Annotated in this window: 14 protein-coding genes and 1 pseudogene; 6 read left to right on the top strand and 9 right to left on the bottom strand. The window is 62.8% G+C overall.

What is annotated here, in order from left to right; genetic code table 11:
* Positions 1–24: 24 nt before the first annotated feature.
* Positions 25–1,317 (bottom strand): capsule biosynthesis protein, encoded by a 1,293-nt coding sequence (locus DQ230_RS06760; protein WP_113911821.1) that lies wholly within the window; start codon positions 1,315–1,317, stop codon positions 25–27.
* Positions 1,318–1,454: 137 nt separating this feature from the next.
* On the opposite strand from DQ230_RS06760, the gene DQ230_RS06755 reads away from it, so the two are divergent.
* A complete protein-coding gene (locus DQ230_RS06755; protein WP_113911820.1) occupies positions 1,455–2,042 on the top strand; it encodes a riboflavin synthase in 588 nt (195 codons plus the stop codon).
* A gap of 20 nt (positions 2,043–2,062) precedes the next feature.
* Here DQ230_RS06755 and DQ230_RS06750 read toward each other — a convergent pair whose 3' ends face one another.
* The 8 genes from DQ230_RS06750 to DQ230_RS06715 form a co-directional block, all read right to left on the bottom strand.
* On the bottom strand, positions 2,063–3,364 hold the full coding sequence (locus tag DQ230_RS06750) for an HlyD family type I secretion periplasmic adaptor subunit (RefSeq protein WP_113911819.1): 1,302 nt from the start codon (positions 3,362–3,364) through the stop codon (positions 2,063–2,065).
* The gene (locus DQ230_RS06745; protein WP_113911818.1) at positions 3,361–5,133 is read right to left on the bottom strand and encodes a type I secretion system permease/ATPase; all 1,773 of its coding nucleotides are present in this window, start codon (positions 5,131–5,133) and stop codon (positions 3,361–3,363) included. The genes DQ230_RS06750 and DQ230_RS06745 overlap by 4 nt, the downstream gene beginning before the upstream one ends.
* Before the next feature lie 217 nt (positions 5,134–5,350).
* A complete protein-coding gene (locus tag DQ230_RS06740; protein ID WP_113911817.1) occupies positions 5,351–5,992 on the bottom strand; it encodes a DUF3726 domain-containing protein in 642 nt (213 codons plus the stop codon).
* Positions 5,989–7,680 (bottom strand): hypothetical protein, encoded by a 1,692-nt coding sequence (locus tag DQ230_RS06735; RefSeq protein ID WP_238987445.1) that lies wholly within the window; start codon positions 7,678–7,680, stop codon positions 5,989–5,991. Before DQ230_RS06735 ends, DQ230_RS06740 begins: the two co-directional genes overlap by 4 nt.
* A 62-nt stretch (positions 7,681–7,742) precedes the next feature.
* The gene (locus DQ230_RS06730) at positions 7,743–9,287 is read right to left on the bottom strand and encodes a BCCT family transporter (protein WP_113911816.1); all 1,545 of its coding nucleotides are present in this window, start codon (positions 9,285–9,287) and stop codon (positions 7,743–7,745) included.
* Positions 9,284–10,357: a membrane dipeptidase gene (locus tag DQ230_RS06725; RefSeq protein ID WP_113911815.1), complete on the bottom strand. Its 1,074-nt coding sequence runs from the start codon at positions 10,355–10,357 to the stop codon at positions 9,284–9,286. The genes DQ230_RS06730 and DQ230_RS06725 overlap by 4 nt, the downstream gene beginning before the upstream one ends.
* A gap of 85 nt (positions 10,358–10,442) precedes the next feature.
* Positions 10,443–11,894, bottom strand: a complete 1,452-nt coding sequence (locus DQ230_RS06720) for an aldehyde dehydrogenase family protein (protein ID WP_113911814.1) — start codon at positions 11,892–11,894, stop codon at positions 10,443–10,445.
* A gap of 135 nt (positions 11,895–12,029) precedes the next feature.
* Positions 12,030–12,908, bottom strand: a complete 879-nt coding sequence (locus DQ230_RS06715) for a LysR family transcriptional regulator (RefSeq protein ID WP_113911813.1) — start codon at positions 12,906–12,908, stop codon at positions 12,030–12,032.
* A gap of 139 nt (positions 12,909–13,047) precedes the next feature.
* Between DQ230_RS06715 and DQ230_RS06710 the strand changes: the two genes are divergently transcribed.
* The 5 genes and pseudogenes from DQ230_RS06710 to DQ230_RS06690 form a co-directional block, all read left to right on the top strand.
* Entirely contained in the window at positions 13,048–13,359 is a 312-nt protein-coding gene (locus tag DQ230_RS06710; protein ID WP_113911812.1) for an ETC complex I subunit, read from the top strand.
* A 207-nt stretch (positions 13,360–13,566) separates the two neighbouring features.
* The gene (locus DQ230_RS06705; RefSeq protein ID WP_113911811.1) at positions 13,567–14,511 is read left to right on the top strand and encodes an MYG1 family protein; all 945 of its coding nucleotides are present in this window, start codon (positions 13,567–13,569) and stop codon (positions 14,509–14,511) included.
* A 291-nt stretch (positions 14,512–14,802) separates the two neighbouring features.
* Positions 14,803–15,237, top strand: coding sequence for a hypothetical protein (locus DQ230_RS06700; RefSeq protein WP_113911810.1), 435 nt, complete (start codon positions 14,803–14,805; stop codon positions 15,235–15,237).
* 76 nt (positions 15,238–15,313) lie between these two features.
* Complete coding sequence (locus DQ230_RS06695; protein ID WP_113911809.1) at positions 15,314–15,535, top strand: hypothetical protein; 222 nt, start codon at positions 15,314–15,316, stop codon at positions 15,533–15,535.
* A pseudogene (locus tag DQ230_RS06690) lies at positions 15,535–16,539 on the top strand (TolC family protein); the annotation flags it as partial. The gene DQ230_RS06695 and the pseudogene DQ230_RS06690, both read left to right, overlap by 1 nt.
* Positions 16,540–16,667: the final 128 nt, after the last annotated feature.

The raw sequence follows: 16,667 nt of genomic DNA, 5'->3' as shown, positions 1-16,667 counted from the left end.
ATAAAGCGGAACAGCCCGCAGGCGTCATGTAACCAGCCGCAACTGTTGCCGCGGTGCCGCGGTGCCGGCGTGCAGCGCATCGTACGGATCATCTGCGCTCAACATCATATCGACGGCCTGGCGCAGCAACTGTCGGCGTCCGCGTGCAGAATAAAACCCGCCGGCAATCTGGCTGGTTTCCAGCAGATAGCGGCGATAATCGGTATAGGCGCGCCTGTCGGGCCGTTCGGCCCCGGCGAAAAAATCCGCCAGCGGCTTGGTCGAGACGAATTCGGGTTTGGCATAGACCGCCGCGCCGAATGTCCTGAGCGGAATACCGCGCCACAACACCTGCTGCGCGGCGGTGGAATTGACCGTGACCGCGCTGCGCGCCTCATCCAGCAGTTGGGCCAGCTTGCCGCCGCGCAAGTAATGCACGCGGTCCGCAACCCCGTATTGGCGCGCAAGCCTGCGCAGATCGCGGCGCACCGGCACGCGCCCATCCTCCAGCGGATGCGCCTTGACCACCAGATGGTGATGCAGCGGCGCCCCGCGGGCGAAACCCTGAACCACCGTTTCCAGAAACTCCGCCATGGTGCCGAAGGGCGAATGCATCTGAAAGCTGCTGTCATGCTCCAGTTGCAGCAGCGCCAGATGATAGGGAAAGCCGCCATGCCTTATCCGCCACGTCGCAACGCGCCGCTCAACCGCCTGCGCAGGCATCAAGAGCAGACGCTGAAGGTACAGCGCAAATTCCTTGCGCACGGTAATGGATCTGTGAGGTTTGAAATTGCGATACCGCCGGTTCAACGCCAGCACGCAGAAATGGTAAAGCGCGCCGTAAAATATGTGATGGCGCATGTCGCCCCAGCTTGCTGGCGGCAGGGCGGTGTCCATGTCCGACTGTTCCAGATGGGTGCGCATCTGGTCGACCGACAGGGTCATCAGCCGCGAATTGCCGTTGCTGCCGCCGCGTTCATACGTGACCCAATAGGGCCGCATGTAGCCTTCCTCAAAAACATGTATCCGCAATCCACGCGCGCGCGCCTGACGCACAGCCTCGGCATGGATCGGGCGCGTGTCACCATACAGGACGATGTCGGTAATGCCGCGCGCATCCAGCAGATCTGCCAGCGATGCGGGCCAATCGTCCGGTGTGCCGCGAAACGGAATGTAGGTGCGTCGGTCGCGCCAGAACGCGCTGTCGCCGGCATTGAAACCGACGCGCCACACATCTGCGCCCGCGCGGCGCAGCATCCGCGCCAGCCGCGCGAAAAAAGGACCATGCGGACCCTGAAGGAACAAAAAAGCGCGCGTTTTGCTGTGGGGCCGGTCCATACAACTACATACTCGTTCAAGATTGATAAAAGGTAACGATCGAACGGGGCGAAATTAAGACAAACTTTCTCCACCTGCTTGCCTTGGCCTTGCACAGTGGGTTAGCTGCCGGTCATCTGCAAAGGAAGGGCGCGCATATGTTTACAGGGATCATTACCGATCAGGGGCAGATACGGGCCCTCAAACAGCACGGTGATCTGCGCGCGCGCATCGGCTGTGGCTATGATACAACAACCATCGCACTGGGCGCATCAATCGCCTGCGACGGGGTTTGCCTGACGGTGATCGACACCGGGCCGGACTGGTTTGACGTCGAAATATCGGCTGAAACAGTGTCCAAGACCAATCTGGATACCTGGGCCGAGGGACGGGTTGTGAACCTTGAACGCGCGCTGAAAGTGGGCGATGAGCTGGGCGGGCATATCGTGTCGGGCCATGTTGACGGCGTTGCCGAAATTACCGCCATGCGTGACGAGGGCGGCAGCACCCGTGTCACGCTGCGCGCGCCCGAAGCGTTGGCGCGGTTCATCGCACCCAAAGGCTCTGTTGCGCTGAATGGCACATCGCTGACCGTGAACGAGGTCGCGGGCTGCGACTTTGGCATCAATTTCATACCGCATACCAAAGAAGTCACCACATGGGGGCGCGCCGCCGTGGGGGATGCGGTTAATCTGGAGATTGACACGCTGGCCCGCTACGTTGCGCGGCTGCGGGATTTCGCCTGAATCCCGCGCGCTGACGGGTTCTATCCGCGAAAGGCGCGGGCAAAGTAATCTGTCAGCGGCTTTGTCAAATAGGCAATCGGGCTCATATCGCCGGTGCGGATGAACGCCTCGACCGGCATGCCGGGTATCAGCGTCACATCATCCGGAAGGCGGGCGCGCTGCGCCTCATCTATCGAAATGCGCGCCCGGTAATAGCTGATCTGTGTCGCCTCGTCCCGAAACGCGTCGGCCGAAATAAGGTCCACCCGGCCAATCAATTCGGGCGTGCGGCGCTGGTCCAGTGCTGAAAACCGCAGGATCACTTCCTGACCGGGATGAAGCTGGTCGATGTCTGTCGGGTTGACCCGCGCGGTAATCACCACAGGGCGATCCTGCGGGATGATGTGCAGCGCAGGTTCGGCGGCGCGCAGAACCGAGCGCGGTGCGAATACCTGAAGGCCGTAGACGACACCGGAAACCGGGGCGATGATATCCAGACGGCTTAGTTGTTCGGTCAGCGCGGCGCGCTTCTCGCGCAGCTCAAGCTCGCGATATTGCAGGTCGCGCAGGGTTGTTATCGCCTCCTCCCGGCGCTGTGCGGTGAGTTTGACCAGTTCGATATCTATCTCTGTCACGCGGCCCTCGGCTTGCGCCTTTTGTGCAATCAACTCGCCCAAAGTGCCGGTCAGCCGCGCCTCTTCCCGCCGGAGCGCCAGCAGCCGCGAGGTTTGGGCCAGCCCCTTGTCCAGCAGGATTTGCTGGCTTTCACGTTCTTCGGCGATCAGTTCGATCTGTTCGGTCAATGCCTTTTGCTGGGCGACAATGCCGATGATTTGTTCGCCGATTTGCGAGCGGCGCTTGCCCAGCTGGCTGGTTTCGCTGCGCGTGGTATCGGCGCGGGCGCTCAGCAGACGGCGCTGCCCTTCCATCAGTTCGGCGGCGTCAGGATATTGCGCGGCCATTTCGATCAGCAGTGGATCAAAGTCGATTTCCTGCCTGTCATCCCGCTCGGCCGTCAGGCGGCCTCGGCGGGCCATCAGCTCGAACAGTTGATTTTCGGTAATGGTCAGCTGTGATTGCAGTAATTTCGCGTCCAGCTTGATCAGGACGTCCCCGGCGGAAACGCTGTTGCCCTCCTGCACCATGATCTGTGAAACGACGCCGCCATCGGGGTGGTGTACGACCTGTCTGTTCTGGTCCACTTCGATCTGGCCCGGCGCGATAATGGCGCCGGCGATATTGGTGAACACAGCCCAGCCGCCAAAGCCACCAAGAAGCAGAGCCAGCGCGATCATCCCGATGGTCAGAGGCTGCCGGGCGGACCATTTCAGGGGCGCCGTCATCGCACGCCCCCCTGACCCGCAGATTGCACAATCTGCATATTGTTACTGACGACACTGCGCAGCACTTCGTCCTTGGGGCCAAAGGCGCGAACCTCGCCCTGTTCCAGCATCAGCAGCATGTCACATTCCTTGATCGCCGCCGGGCGGTGGGCCATGATCAGGACAGACCGACCATCGGATTTGAAGTTGCGGATGGCCGTATTGACAGCCTCGCTGCCCTCATTGTCGAGGTTTGAATTCGGCTCGTCCAGGACCAGAATAACCGGGTCGCCATACATTGCCCGCGCCAGCCCGACGCGCTGCATCTGGCCGCCGGACAGGCGGCCGCCACCAGCCGTTACCGGAGTGTCGTAGCCATGGGGCAGTTTCAGGATCATGTCATGGGCGTCCGCCTGTTTGGCGGCGGCAACCACGCGCTCCGGGTCGGGATTGCCCGAAAGGCGCGCGATATTTTCGGCCACCGTGCCGTCGAACAGCTGAACGCGCTGCGGCAGGTAACCGATATGTTCGCCCAGAACCGATGCATCAAACTGGTCCAGCGTCGCGCCATCCAGCCGGACCACGCCCGAGCGCGGCGGCCAGACGCCGGTGATTGCCTTGGCAAGGGTCGACTTGCCCGACCCGGAGGCGCCGATGACGCCAACGGCCTGACCGGGCTCCACCGAGAAGGTGATCGCCTTCAGCACCGGCGTTGTCTCGCCGGGTGGAAAAACGGTGGCCTTGATCAGCTCCAGCCGCGCGCGGGGCCGGGGCAGGGCGGTGCGCGGCACTTCGGGCGGGACATCCTTGAGCAATGTCGCAAGGCTGGACCAGCCCTGCCGCGCGCGTTGCACCAGCGCCCATTGGCCGACAACCTGTTCGATGGGCGCAAGCGCACGGCCCATCAGGATGGAACCGGCGATCATCGCGCCGGCGGTCAGCTGGTTTTGCAGAACCAGATAGGCACCGAGGCCGAGCATGGCAGATTGCAAAAACAGGCGAAATGCCTTGGTCAGTGAGGTGAATGTCGTGCTCAGATCGGATGAGCCGATCTGATTGTCCAGCGCGGCACTGCGGGCAATTTGCCACCGATCGAAAGCGGCGCCGCGCATACCCATGGCTTGCACCATTTCCGCCTCTGTCCGGATCTGGGTTGCGATGGCGTCGGCCTTCACGGCTGTGCGGCCTGCGTCCAGCGCGGGCTGCCGCGTCGTGATCTGGTTTATCACCGCGATGGCAACCAAAAGCGCCCCGCCTGACAGGGCCAGTATCCCGAGCCATGGATGAAATATCCATATTCCAGCCAGAAAGATCGGTGTCCACGGCATGTCGAACATTGCTGTCAGAACCGGCGATGTCATCAGGCGCCGCACCGCTTCCAGATCGGCCAGGCCGGTCGCCGTGCCCTGATCGGGGTGGATGGCCGATTTGCGCAGCACCGCGTCAAAAACGCGCCGGTCCAGACGCGCCTGAAAGCGCGCGCCAACCCGGCCCATTACGCGCCCGCGCGCGAAATCCAGGATCGCCATCATTCCATAAAGGAAACAGACCAGCGCCGTCAGCGCCAAGAGCGTCTCGACCGAGCGGCTGCCAAGCACGCGGTCATAGACCTGAAGCATATAAATCGGGCCGGTCAGCATCAGAAGGTTCACGAAAACGCTGAAAATCCCGACGAACCAGTAAAGGCCACGCGATTCGCGCCGCGCCGCCTGCAACTCTGGCAGGCCGGGGCGCACAGGCGGACCCGCCGGTGCGGATGCTGGCGTATCTGGTTTGACTGGTAATTTCATAGGCTCAAAACGCGTCTTTTCAATTTGCTCGCACTATGCGCAAAGCGGATGGATGGGGCGACCACAGGTCTTTGCCAGAAATACAGTTCGTTAGGCACTGAACGACATCTGGCTTAAAATAAGGTTACCTGAAATAAAACAGTAGGCCTCACGCTAGTGCGTGCAGGCATGGCGCGCAAGGGCTGGGTATTGGCACAGCGCCTGTTTCAGCCAGCCGTCAATCGTTGTCATTCAGTCCCGCACCGGCGCCCGAGGCGCGGCTGGCCTCTGTTTCGGGCGCCAGGGTGCGCCGGGAAAATTCGGTCAGACGCGCGGCAGGCTCGGGGTCCAGATCGTAGCGCAGCTGGCATTCGGGCAGGGGCAGATCCGGCGCGGCTGCGCGCAGAATATGCGGCCGGCCCGAGGGGGCCATCGGCGTGCGCGCCGTGCCGCGAATATCAGCGGCAAAGGCAAATTCCCCGCCCTCCCAGATCAGATGCAAGGCGTGGCCGCCATCCTCGGAAGCGGCCGCGATGAAGGGCACCAACAACAGGGGGTGAGCGCAGTGCGCGATCCGTATCTCAGCGGGCAGGCCCGCATCCTGCGCGATATCGCACAGGGCGGCACCCGCCGAAATGGGGCAGACGGCGCCGCCTGCGGCGGTCCAGACCTGCGCGGTGACATCCACCGGGCGCATCTGCGCATGCGGCGTGCGGTCATAGGCGCGCAGGTAGGCGTCCAGCACCTCGGGTCCGGGCAGGCCAATGCCGGCCAGCCAGCGCACGGCCTTGCCGGCCTCTTCGGCCATGCCCCAATCGAAGCCGGCACCGCGCGCCGCCTTGCGCGCCAGCCCTTCGATTTCGCCCAGCGACCAGCTCATGCTGTCACCAGCGGCGGATAGGTCCAGTCATCGGCGTCCACCTGCCGCAGTTCGTGCGGAAACGGTGCGTGCTGGAACATGGTGATGCGCACCCAGCGATCCGAGCGGGGATCAAAGTGGCACGCCCCGAAAAAGCTGAGCTTGGCGCGCAGCATGTCGATCGGCATCAGGTTGGCGGCGATGGTGTTGCTGCGGATTTCGGCATAGGGCAGGCGGGTGGCGATCTGCGCGCGGCGCACGATGTGGCGATGTTCGGGATGGGCCAGCACGAATGCCGCGACCGTGGCGCCGCCAAACTGCTCCAGCGCGGCAAACATGCGGGCGGCATCGCGGCCGGGGCAAAGCGGCTGCTCGTATGGCTCCAGCGGCTCCAGACGGCGCTGACCCAGGCGCGGCTCCTGCTTGGCGTCCGAGACGTACCAGACGCGGTCCTGGGCCTCGGGCGCGTCCCAATCGGTGTCCAGCGCCCAGCCGTAGATATCCTGCGTGATGTCTTTCAGGCGGCCCGTCGTCATCGCCCCGTCGATGCGCCAGTGGCGATCTTCGTTACAGGACATGTCGTCTGCCAGATCGTCCACCACATGCGCGTAGGGCTCCATCAGCAAGGAGGCCAACTGCTCCTGACCTTCGATCGACAGCGCATCTTCGGCCCAGTGCCACAGCGTATCCCACGGGGCGGGGGCGGTAAGATCGGCATGCTCCAGCCATGCGGAAAGCGCGGTCAGGTCGCCGCGTAGATCGGCAAGCTTGGCGACTTGCGTGGGGTGATCGCTGCGCCAGGCGGCGGCATGCAGGATGGCGCGCTGCACGATCTGGCGGAAATGGGCAATCTCGTCCTCGGTGGCGTGCGGCAGCGCGCGCACGCGCGCCAGCGCCGGTTCCCGCGCCGAGATCCAGCAATGCAGCAGCGCGGGGTGGTTCAGCAAATAAGGCGCCATGCCCAGTCCGGTGGAATTGCCAATGCCAAAGCGGCGGCGCAGCGCGGGCGCCATCGGAACCGCGGTTTCGGGCGATCTGAGCGTCGCCATATGCTCGACCAGATCCATCACGAAGGCCCGCGTCAGATAGACCGACAGCATTTCCACCTGATAGAGCGCCTGAAATTCGGGCCGGTCCGCGATCACGGCGCGGTCAGCGGCGCCGAATTTGCCCGACCCGTAAACCGCCGTGGTGCGCATCAGATACCCGACATCGTCGATCATGCGCGGATCGGGCTGGGCGCCGCCTGCCAGCGCCGATACGACATGATCCCACAGGCGCACCGATTTGTTGGCGCGGCTCAGCGACAGCTCGCTTTGCGATATGCGGCCCGCCTCTTGCAGCGGCACGTTCTGGCGCAGCCTGTCCAGATCGGCCTGCGCAGGCACGCCGTCAAACAGCGTGAATGTCGCGTCCCATTCCGTCGCGATCACCCGGTCCGAGCGTTTTTCCGGCGCCAGATCATTGGCAAAGGCAATCAGGCTATAGCTGCGATGCGGCCCGAGCGCGGTATAGACGGCAGTGCCCACGCCGCGCGCGTCGATGTCGAATACCGGGCGCGCGATGCGCCAGTTTTCCGATTTCAGGCGGCGCAGCAGGATACGCATGAAGGACAGGCGGCATTGGTGAAACGATCCCAGCCGTTCAAGCCGCATCACCTGGCCGGGATGCCGCATGATGGCAGCGGCGCGGGTGTGATCGATCTGCATGTCCTGTCCTCCTGATTGAATGAAATAGGGCGGCCCGTGTGGGCCGCCCTTGTGAAGTCCTGTCAGAGCGTGCCGCGCCCCTTGCCGATGGTGATGCGCAGCGCATCCCAAAGAGATGGCAGCAGGATCAGCGACACCGGCACCGCTGTCACGACGATGAAGCTTTGCAGTTTGCCGATCCCGCCCGATCCGGTCCAGATCAGGATCATCGCCATGATGCCCATGGTCACGCCCCAGAACACGCGCACGCCTGTCGCGCTGCGATCCTCGTCCGACATGGCGACCGAGATGACGTAAGTCATCGAATCGCCCGTCGTGGCGACAAAGATCGTGGTCAGGATCAGAAAGAGCAGCGACACGACAAAACCCAGCGGCATCTGCTGCGTGATCGACAAGAGCGCGGCGGGCAGGTTGAACCCCTCGAACGCCGCCGAGACGGAGCCGGGATTGTCCAGCTCGAACGCGATGCCGGAGCCGCCGACGATGGTGAACCAGAAGGTGGTCACGATGGGCGCGATGATCGACAGCATGATGATGATCGACCGGATCGACCGACCCCGGCTGACGCGCGCGATGAACATCGCCATCAGCGGGCCATAGCCCATGAACCAGCCCCAGAAGAACACGGTCCACCAGCCCAGCCAGCCCGGAGGGCCGAAGACGTCCGCCTCGCCCCGGTGCATCGCCATGCCGAAGAAATTCGTGATATAGGTCGAAAAGCCGGCGACATAGCTTTTCAGGATGAACGCCGTCGGACCGGCGATCAGCATGAAGATCAGCAGGATTGCGGCAAGGATCACGTTGATCCGGCTCAGGATCTGGATGCCCTTGGACAGCCCGGTGATGGCCGATATCGTGTAAAGCGCGACAAGACCCGCGATGACAAAAGCCTGCGTGAAGAAGGTGTCGGGAATACCGAACAATGCGTTCAGTCCGTAGCTGACTTGCAGCCCCAGAAACCCGACAGGGCCGACAGTGCCCGCCACCACGGCAATGATGCAGGACGCATCGGCGATCCAGCCAATGGGGCCGGTGATCGCGCGGTCCCCGAACACCGGATAAAGCAGGGTGCGCGGCGCCATCGGCAGACCCTTTTCATAGTGGTAATGCATCAGCATGATGGTGCTGAGCGCGCCCAGAATGGCCCAGGCCAGGAATCCCCAGTGCATAAAGCTTTGCGCAAGTGCCGGTGCGACCGCGGCCGGCGTGCCGGATTCGCCCGCGAAATAGGGCGGGGAGGACAGGAAATGCGCCATCGGCTCGCCCGCGGCCCAGAATACGCCGCCGCCTGCCAGCAGCGTACACATGATCATCGCGCCCCATTGGAAGACGGGAAATTCCGGGGACAGCACCCCGCCCATGATTGCGCGTCCGCCCGGCAGAAAGATCAGGACCAGACCGATCAGGAAGGTAGCGAGCAGCAGGAACTGCCAGTAAAGGCCGAAATATTTGGCCGAGAAGGCAAAGCTGGCGTCGACCATGCTGGACAAAAGCTCCAGATTGACCAGCGCGGTGATGCAGAAAAGGGCGATGAAACCGCCGGTTATGGTAAAAAGCGGCCTGTTGATATGCGCCCGTTTGCCGGGCTGGGATGTGATATCGCTCATGTGACACTCCTCTCAGGGGTGTGTTCAAGTTGGTCTGCCGGACTGTCCCGGCGGCGATGCGCGCCAGCGGGTGCGCTGGCGGAACCGCGCCCAATGAAGTTTTCCTCAAAGAAACGCAACCAATTACCGCCCATCAGCCCGGCGACTTCGTCCTCGTCAAAGCCGATGTCGCGCAGGCCGCGTTCGAAATTCGGGAAATCGCGGTTGTCGCGGAACCACTCTGGCTGGGCCGGGAAACCGGGCGCGGCGGCGCTGCCTTCGCCGTAGTCGATCTGTTTGGTCCAGCGTCCGGTGCGCATCCATTCGACCACGCTGTCGGGCTGATCCTGGCACAGATCGGTGCCGATGCCGAAATGCTGCGCGCCGAACTGATCGGCGGCGCGGGCGATCATTTCGCAAAAGCTGCTCAGCGTGCAGTCCGATTTATCCTTGAGATGGTGCGGATAGGCGCTGAACCCCATCATGCCGCCGTTTTGCGTGACCGCGCGGATGACGTCGCAGCGCTTGTTGCGCAGGGCGGGCTGCCAGCTGTACAGGTTGGCATGGGTGATCGCGATCGGACGTTCGGACAGGTCCGCGGCCTCGATGGTGGAGCGGTCTGCCGAATGGCTCATGTCAATCACCAGTCCGGCGCGGTTCATTTCCTTGATGACCTCGCGGCCCATGCGGGTGATGCCGGGATCCTCGGCCTCGTAACAGCCGGTGGCCAGAAGCGACTGGTTGTTGTAGCTGAGCTGCATGAAGCGCGCGCCCAGATCGTGCAGCACCTCGACCAGGCCGATATCGTCCTCGATCGGGCTGGGGTTCTGGAAACCGAAGAAGATGGCCGTGCGACCGGACTCGTGCGCGCGGCGCACATCGCCCGCCCACCGGCCCTTGACGATCAGGTCAGGGTATAGTTCGAACCAGCGGTTCCACTGTTCGATATTCAGCACGGTTTCGCGAAAACTTTCGTGGTAGGCGATGGTGACATGCACGGCGTCCAGCCCGCCTGCGCGCATCTGGCGGAACACCTTTTCCGACCAGTTGGCGTATTGCAGGCAGTCGATGCGCGGTGTGAATTTGGTCACGATGCGGCGTCCGGCGCTGCGCGCGTTGCGCGGGTGGATTTGAGTATTTTTGCCAAGATGAAGAGCGGGGTGCTGTGCGGGCAGGTCATGAAGGCGTGCCGCTGGCGATGTAGGCTGTTTTGACGATTGTGTAGAAGTCGCGCGCCGTCTGGCCCTGTTCGCGCGGGCCGTAGCTGCTGTCGCCGCGCCCGCCGAAGGGGACGTGGTAATCAGTCCCGGCGGTGGGCAGGTTCACGGTGACGACGCCGGTGCGCGCATTGCGGCGGAAGTGGGTGGCGCGGGCAAGGCTGCGGGTGACGATGCCGGATGTCAGGCCGAAATTGGTGTCGTTCACCACGGCGAGACCTTCGTCATAGCTGCCGACCTTGATGACCGCGGCGAGCGGCGCGAACATTTCCTGCCGGTTGATCTGCATATCGTTGGTCGTGTTCAGAAATACGCCGGGGGACATGTAATAGCCGTCTGTGTCCATGCTGAGCCGGGTGCCGCCGCAGGACAGTTCGGCACCCTCGGCACGGCCCTTTTCGACCCATGCGAGGTTTTCGGTCAGTTGATCCTCGGACACGACCGGACCCATCTGTGTGCCGGGGGTCAGCGCATGGCCGACCTTCAGCGCCTTGGTTCCGGCGACCAGTTTTTCAACGAAGGCATCGTGCAGGGCATCCATCACCACAAGGCGCGAGGAAGCGGTGCATTTCTGCCCTGTGCCGCCGAACGCGCCGCCAAGGGCCAGGGTGACCGCCAGATCCAGATCCGCGTCATCGGTGACGAAAAGGGCGTTCTTGCTGCCCATTTCCAACTGCACGCGGGTGAAGTTCTGCACGGCGCCGGCGGCGATACCGCGCCCGACGGGGACCGATCCGGTGAAGGAAATTGCGTCTATATCCGCGCTTTCGACAAGACGCTGGCCCACATCGCGGCCCGTGCCCATGACAAGGCTGAACAGGCCCTTGGGAATGTCTTGGCGCGAGATGATTTCGGTCAGTGCGTGGGCGGAGGCCGGGGTGATGTTCGCCGGTTTCCAGATGACCGCATTGCCGTACGCCAGTGCGGGGGCGATTTTCCAGCTGGCGGTGGCGGTGGGGAAATTCCACGGGCTGATGATGGCCACGGTGCCCACAGGCTCGCGGCGGACGTCGATTTCGATATCGGGGCGGACGGAATCGGCCGTCTCGCCCAGTTGGCGTAGCACTTCGGCGGCGTAGTAAGTGAAAAACTGCCCGGCACGAAAGACCTCGCCGCGCCCTTCGGCCAGTGGTTTGCCTTCTTCGCGGCTGAGCAGTGTGCCCAGCTCTTCGGCGCGGGCCATCATTTCGGCGCCGATGGCGTTCAGCACCGCCTGTTTACGCTCAAGCCCGTATGCGGCCCACTCGGCCTGCGCGGTTTTCGCGGCGTCCAGGGCGCGATCCAACTGATCGGCGCTGGCCTGTGCATATGTGCCGATTGTGTCGCTCAGGTCCGACGGGTTGACGTTTGTGATGTCGGACGGACCTGCCAGCCATTCGCCCGCGATGTAGTTTTTTTGAACATGCGCCATGGCGTGGCCCTTTGTTGCTTGCTTTGTCGGAGATGGCACGCGCGGCGCCCTGCGAAACTGTGACGCAACTTCAAGCTTCAAGGCAAACGCAAAGTAATTGAATGAACTTCAGCAAAGTTGAAGGTTGGCGCGGCCCTACGCGGCCGTATCAATCCGCGCGGCGCGAATTGCGGCTGCCATCGCCTCGGCCGCCGGGCTGAGGCCGTTTTTATCGGGAGTGACCAGCCATACCGCGCGCCGGGTTTCTGTTCCCATCAGAGGCAGAAAGGCCAGATCCTGAAATTCGGGCAACAGCGCCCTTTGCGGCAGGATCGTTATGCCTGCGCCCGCGCGCAACATGCTGAGGATGGACGCAGTGTTGCGCACCATCAGTTTGGAGGCGGCCAGAATGGGCAGGAAATCTGCATCGGTGATCTGTGCGCACAGGCCATTTGCGATGAAATCAATGCCCTCCAGATCGCGCCAGGTCAGATCCGGCCAGCGCTGCGCCAGCGGATGGCCCGCCGGGCAAACCACGCCATAAGCGTCGCTGAACAGCAGCTCGCGCTGAAAGCCGGGCATCGCGGGCAGGGTGGCAAGGCCGATATCGGCGCGGCCTTCGATCAGGTCGCGCTGGACGGCGTCGCTGTCGGCGTCGCGCATGTCGACGCGCACGCCGGGGTGCGCTGACATGAAGCTGCGCAGGATGGGTGGCATGATAGAGTGCGCAACAGAGGGGGTGCAGGACAGCCGCACATTGCCGGCCTCGCCGCGGGCAATCCCCTCGATCGCGTCGATGGTGCGGGTGTAATGCAGCAATTCGCGCGCGACCTCGATACGGATCAGGGCGCCCAGCGGGGTCAGTTTTGATTTGCGCGCGCTCTCGAACAGGGGCGCGCCGATGTGGTCTTCGAACTGGCGCAGCATCATCGAAACGGCAGAGGGGGTGCGCCCCAGCGCCTCGGCAGCGCCGCCGAGGCTGCCATGGTCCGCGACGGCCTGAAAGCAGCGGAGCATCTCGATCTTGATTACCACGTGCCGCGATCCTTTTTTACTTGAGCCGATCTGTGCAGTTTACCGCATCACGGACCTTGCGCCAGCCGGCCTGCGATTGACATCTGCCCCCGCTTTGAGGCATCTGGTAGCCACAACCGCCCGCCGCAGGAGACGCGCCATGACCGCCCGTATTTACCGCCCCGCCCGCACCGCCATGTCCTCGGGCACGGCCAAGACCCGTGAGTGGGTGCTGGAGCATGTGGCAAGCACGGCGCGCGAGGTCGATCCGCTGATGGGCTGGACGTCATCGCGCGATACACAATCGCAGGTGCGCCTGACATTTCCCACCAAAGAGGCGGCGTTGGAATACGCCGAGGCGCACGGTATCAAAGCCGTTGTTCAGGATCGAAATTCGCGCAAGCCGGTCATCCGTCCCGGTGGATACGGTGAAAATTTTGCAACAAACCGGCGCGGCGCCTGGACGCATTAAAGCTTTGTAAATCGGGGCAAAGTTGTCTCGGAATCGGGGTAAGGATCCCGCGAAGCTGTTCAGCTGTCAATATGTTGTAGATAAGCGGCTTTGCGCCAAAGCATTTAGACCGGCCGTAATTCCCGCTCAAAACTGCGATCGCATTCACTGACGGGCGGCCATTGTGGTCGCCCAAATCATTTCACGCCCGGCCGGAGCCTGTTTCTGATGACCATCACCCACCTCGTCACCCATTCCGGTGGCTTTCACGCTGATGAATTGCTGTCCTCGGTCATTCTGACACGGCTCTTCCCCGAGGCAGAGTTGATCCGCAGCCGTGACAAGGCGTGGACCTCGCCCGGCGAGTATCGCATTGTCTATGATGTCGGCGGCCAGTTCGATGCAGCCGCGCAGATTTTCGATCACCACCAGCGACCCAACCCGCTGCGGAGCGATGGCCAGCCCTACAGTTCTTTCGGTTTGATCTGGCAGCATTATGGCCGCGATTACCTGCGCGCGATGAGCGTGCCAGAGCACGATATCGAGGCGATTCATGGTTCATTTGATCGTGGCTTCGTTCTGCCGGTCGATCTGCTCGACAACGGCGCGGTAGATGCGGCCGAGGCCGGACCGCTGTTTGCCTCTCTGACGTTGCCAGTGCTGCTGGAAAGTCTGAAGCCGGTGTTTGATGACCGCAGTGATGGGGCCGATGATCGTGCCTTCATGGCTGCCTTGCCCGTGGCGCGCGCATTCGTCGAGGCACAGATCAAACGCAAGGCCGCGAAATACCGGGCGGAGGCGCTGGTGATGGCGGCCATCGAGGCGGCTGGTGCGGGGCGCGTGCTGGAGTTGCCGATGGGCATGCCGTTTCGCGCGGGCGTAGAAAAGGTCGGCGGGGATCACCTGCTGTTCGTGATCCACCCGCGCGGCACCGATTGGGCACTGACGACGATCCGCATCGGCGACGATACGTTCGACAACCGTGCTGATCTTCCTGCCGCTTGGGCGGGATTGACCGATGCCGCTCTTGAAGTCGCCAGCGGCGTCAAGGGCGCGAAGTTCTGCCACAACGGCCGGTTTATTGCAGTGGCGGCATCGCGCGATGCTGTACTGAAAATGGCGGATATCGCGGTAGCGGAAGCTTTGGCCTGGGCATTTGAAGGGATTAATTGATAGGTGCGCTGCTGGGGCGATACCTCGATTGATCGCACGGGCGCGACCAACCCCGCAGTCAGAGTTCAGCTTGGGCAGTTGGGCGGAAAGTGTGCATTCGCCGCAAGTGCAGTCTGTAATAGAGCTAGATCCAAAAGCGGACCTACAAACGGCGCCGATTCCGCGCTCTCGTTCTGCATTGCAGCGTCATCGGCTTGCTCCAACACATGCACAGGCCGGTCCCGAAAAGGGCCGCACGGCAATATGGCCTCACGAAAAGTTTGGTTCCACCACTCTCAAATGAATTGACAGGTGTTCCGCTTTACCCGCAAAACGCTTTGCATGTCGCCCAGGAAAACCATCTCTGCATGTCTCAAGGGTCTCTCATACCTTGCGATCATCTGCGCATTGATGTTCCTGCCGCCCTCTGCAAGCCACGCGGCCTCGGGTATGCACGGCGACCAGCATGGCGCGGCGGCCCACTCGGCCCACTCGGTCGAAAAACATGCGCATGGCGCCGCTTCGGCAAACCTTATGCATGACGCCAGCGAGTCTGCCTCCCAAGGCGAACATGAGAAGGCGGCAGCGGGCGAGTGCTGCAGCGGTCTCTGCGTCTCCGTTGTCCTTGATGACTCGGGCATCGCTTTCGCCCGGCACGCTGGGCGTGGCAAATACCGGACGGTTCGTGCCCAGCCAGACTCGATTGAGTCGGCCGGTTTTCTGCGGCCCCCTTTATACCTGATCTGACCCAAAGACCTTAGCGGGTTTTTCGCTTTGCGCATGTCCGTGCGTGAACCCGACGTCGATCACTCAGGTTACCATCATGAAAATCCACTTATCCTTGGGGGCCTCGGCCCTCGCACTTGGCGCATGTGCCAACGCGCCTGCACCGCTGCCCGATGTGACGGCGCAGCAGGCGGTCACCAACACCGCAGTCTCCTCGCCGGTCACGTATCAGGACCCCATGGCGGGATATACCTATCGCGGCCCCACCGGCCCGCGCGATTGGCGATCCGTCAACCAAGAACAGACGGAGGGCAATTGATGCGCTTCAGGAGCCTCCCAATCATCGTTGGTGTCCCGTTGGTCCTCGGCGCCTGCGCCACCGCAATTCCGGGCGCTTATACGGACCCCAACGCAGGCTTTGCCACAGTGTCGGGCCAGACCTCGGCCGCCATCGGCAAGCGCACCGCCTTCGCGCAGACGCAGGCCCAGAACGACGCATTGGCCCGCGAGGTGCGCGCCATGGTGCAGGGCAAGACGATCTCGGCCGATACTGCCGTTCAGGCCGCCCTTCTCAACAATAAAGGGCTGCAAGCGTCCTATGCGAATGTCGGCCTGTCCGCCGCCGAGGCATGGCAACAGGCGACGCCCGAGAACCCGGTCGTGTCCATCGGGTTTCTGGGCATCGGCGCCGCCGAACTCGGCGCATATCGGGCAATCGAGGGCTTGATCGCCACCAATATTCTCGATGCCCGGACACGCAAGCAGCGGGTCGCTCTTGCGGATGTGAATTTCCGCACCGCGCAGTTGGAGGCGGTGAATGACACGCTGACGCTGGCCAGTCAGACCCGCCGCGCATGGATCAACGCGGTCGCCGCCTTCGAGACGGTCAGCTATCTCAAACGGGCGAAGGCGACCTCCGATGCCGGGTCCGAACTGGCGCGCAAGCTGGGGGAAACCGGCGCGCTGAACAAGGCAGGGCAGGCGCGCGAGCAGGCGTTCAACGCCGAACTGGCGGGGCAACTGGCGCAGGCGCGGCTGACTGCCATCCGCGCCAAGGAAGACCTGACACGGCTGATGGGGCTTTGGGGGGCGGACGTCGACTACTACGTGCCCGATGCCCTTCCCGCATTGCCGCGTTCCGTGGGGCGGATCGCCAACGTCGAGGCCAAGGCCTTGCAGAATCGGTTCGATCTGCGCGTGGCCAAGCTGGGGCTCGAGGCGCAGGCGGCGGCGTTTGGACTGACCGACCAGACCCGGCTGGTGACGGACCTCGAGCTCATCGCCGGCTTTGAGGCCGAGCGCGAAGCGGAAGATGGCGGGACAAGTGTTGATTGTCATTGAGAACTGACCCGGCACCAGCAGAAATTGTCATTGAGAATTGACCCATGTGCAACCTTGCCGCGGCTTGAATCAGCTGGGGGCGCATGGAGTGATAGACATGGGATTTTTGA

The sequence above is a fragment of the Roseovarius dicentrarchi genome (assembly GCF_003316635.1).
Taxonomy (GTDB): domain Bacteria; phylum Pseudomonadota; class Alphaproteobacteria; order Rhodobacterales; family Rhodobacteraceae; genus Roseovarius; species Roseovarius dicentrarchi.
Note: the sequence above shows the minus strand (reverse complement) of the source record. Positions and strands in the feature narration are given on the sequence as shown.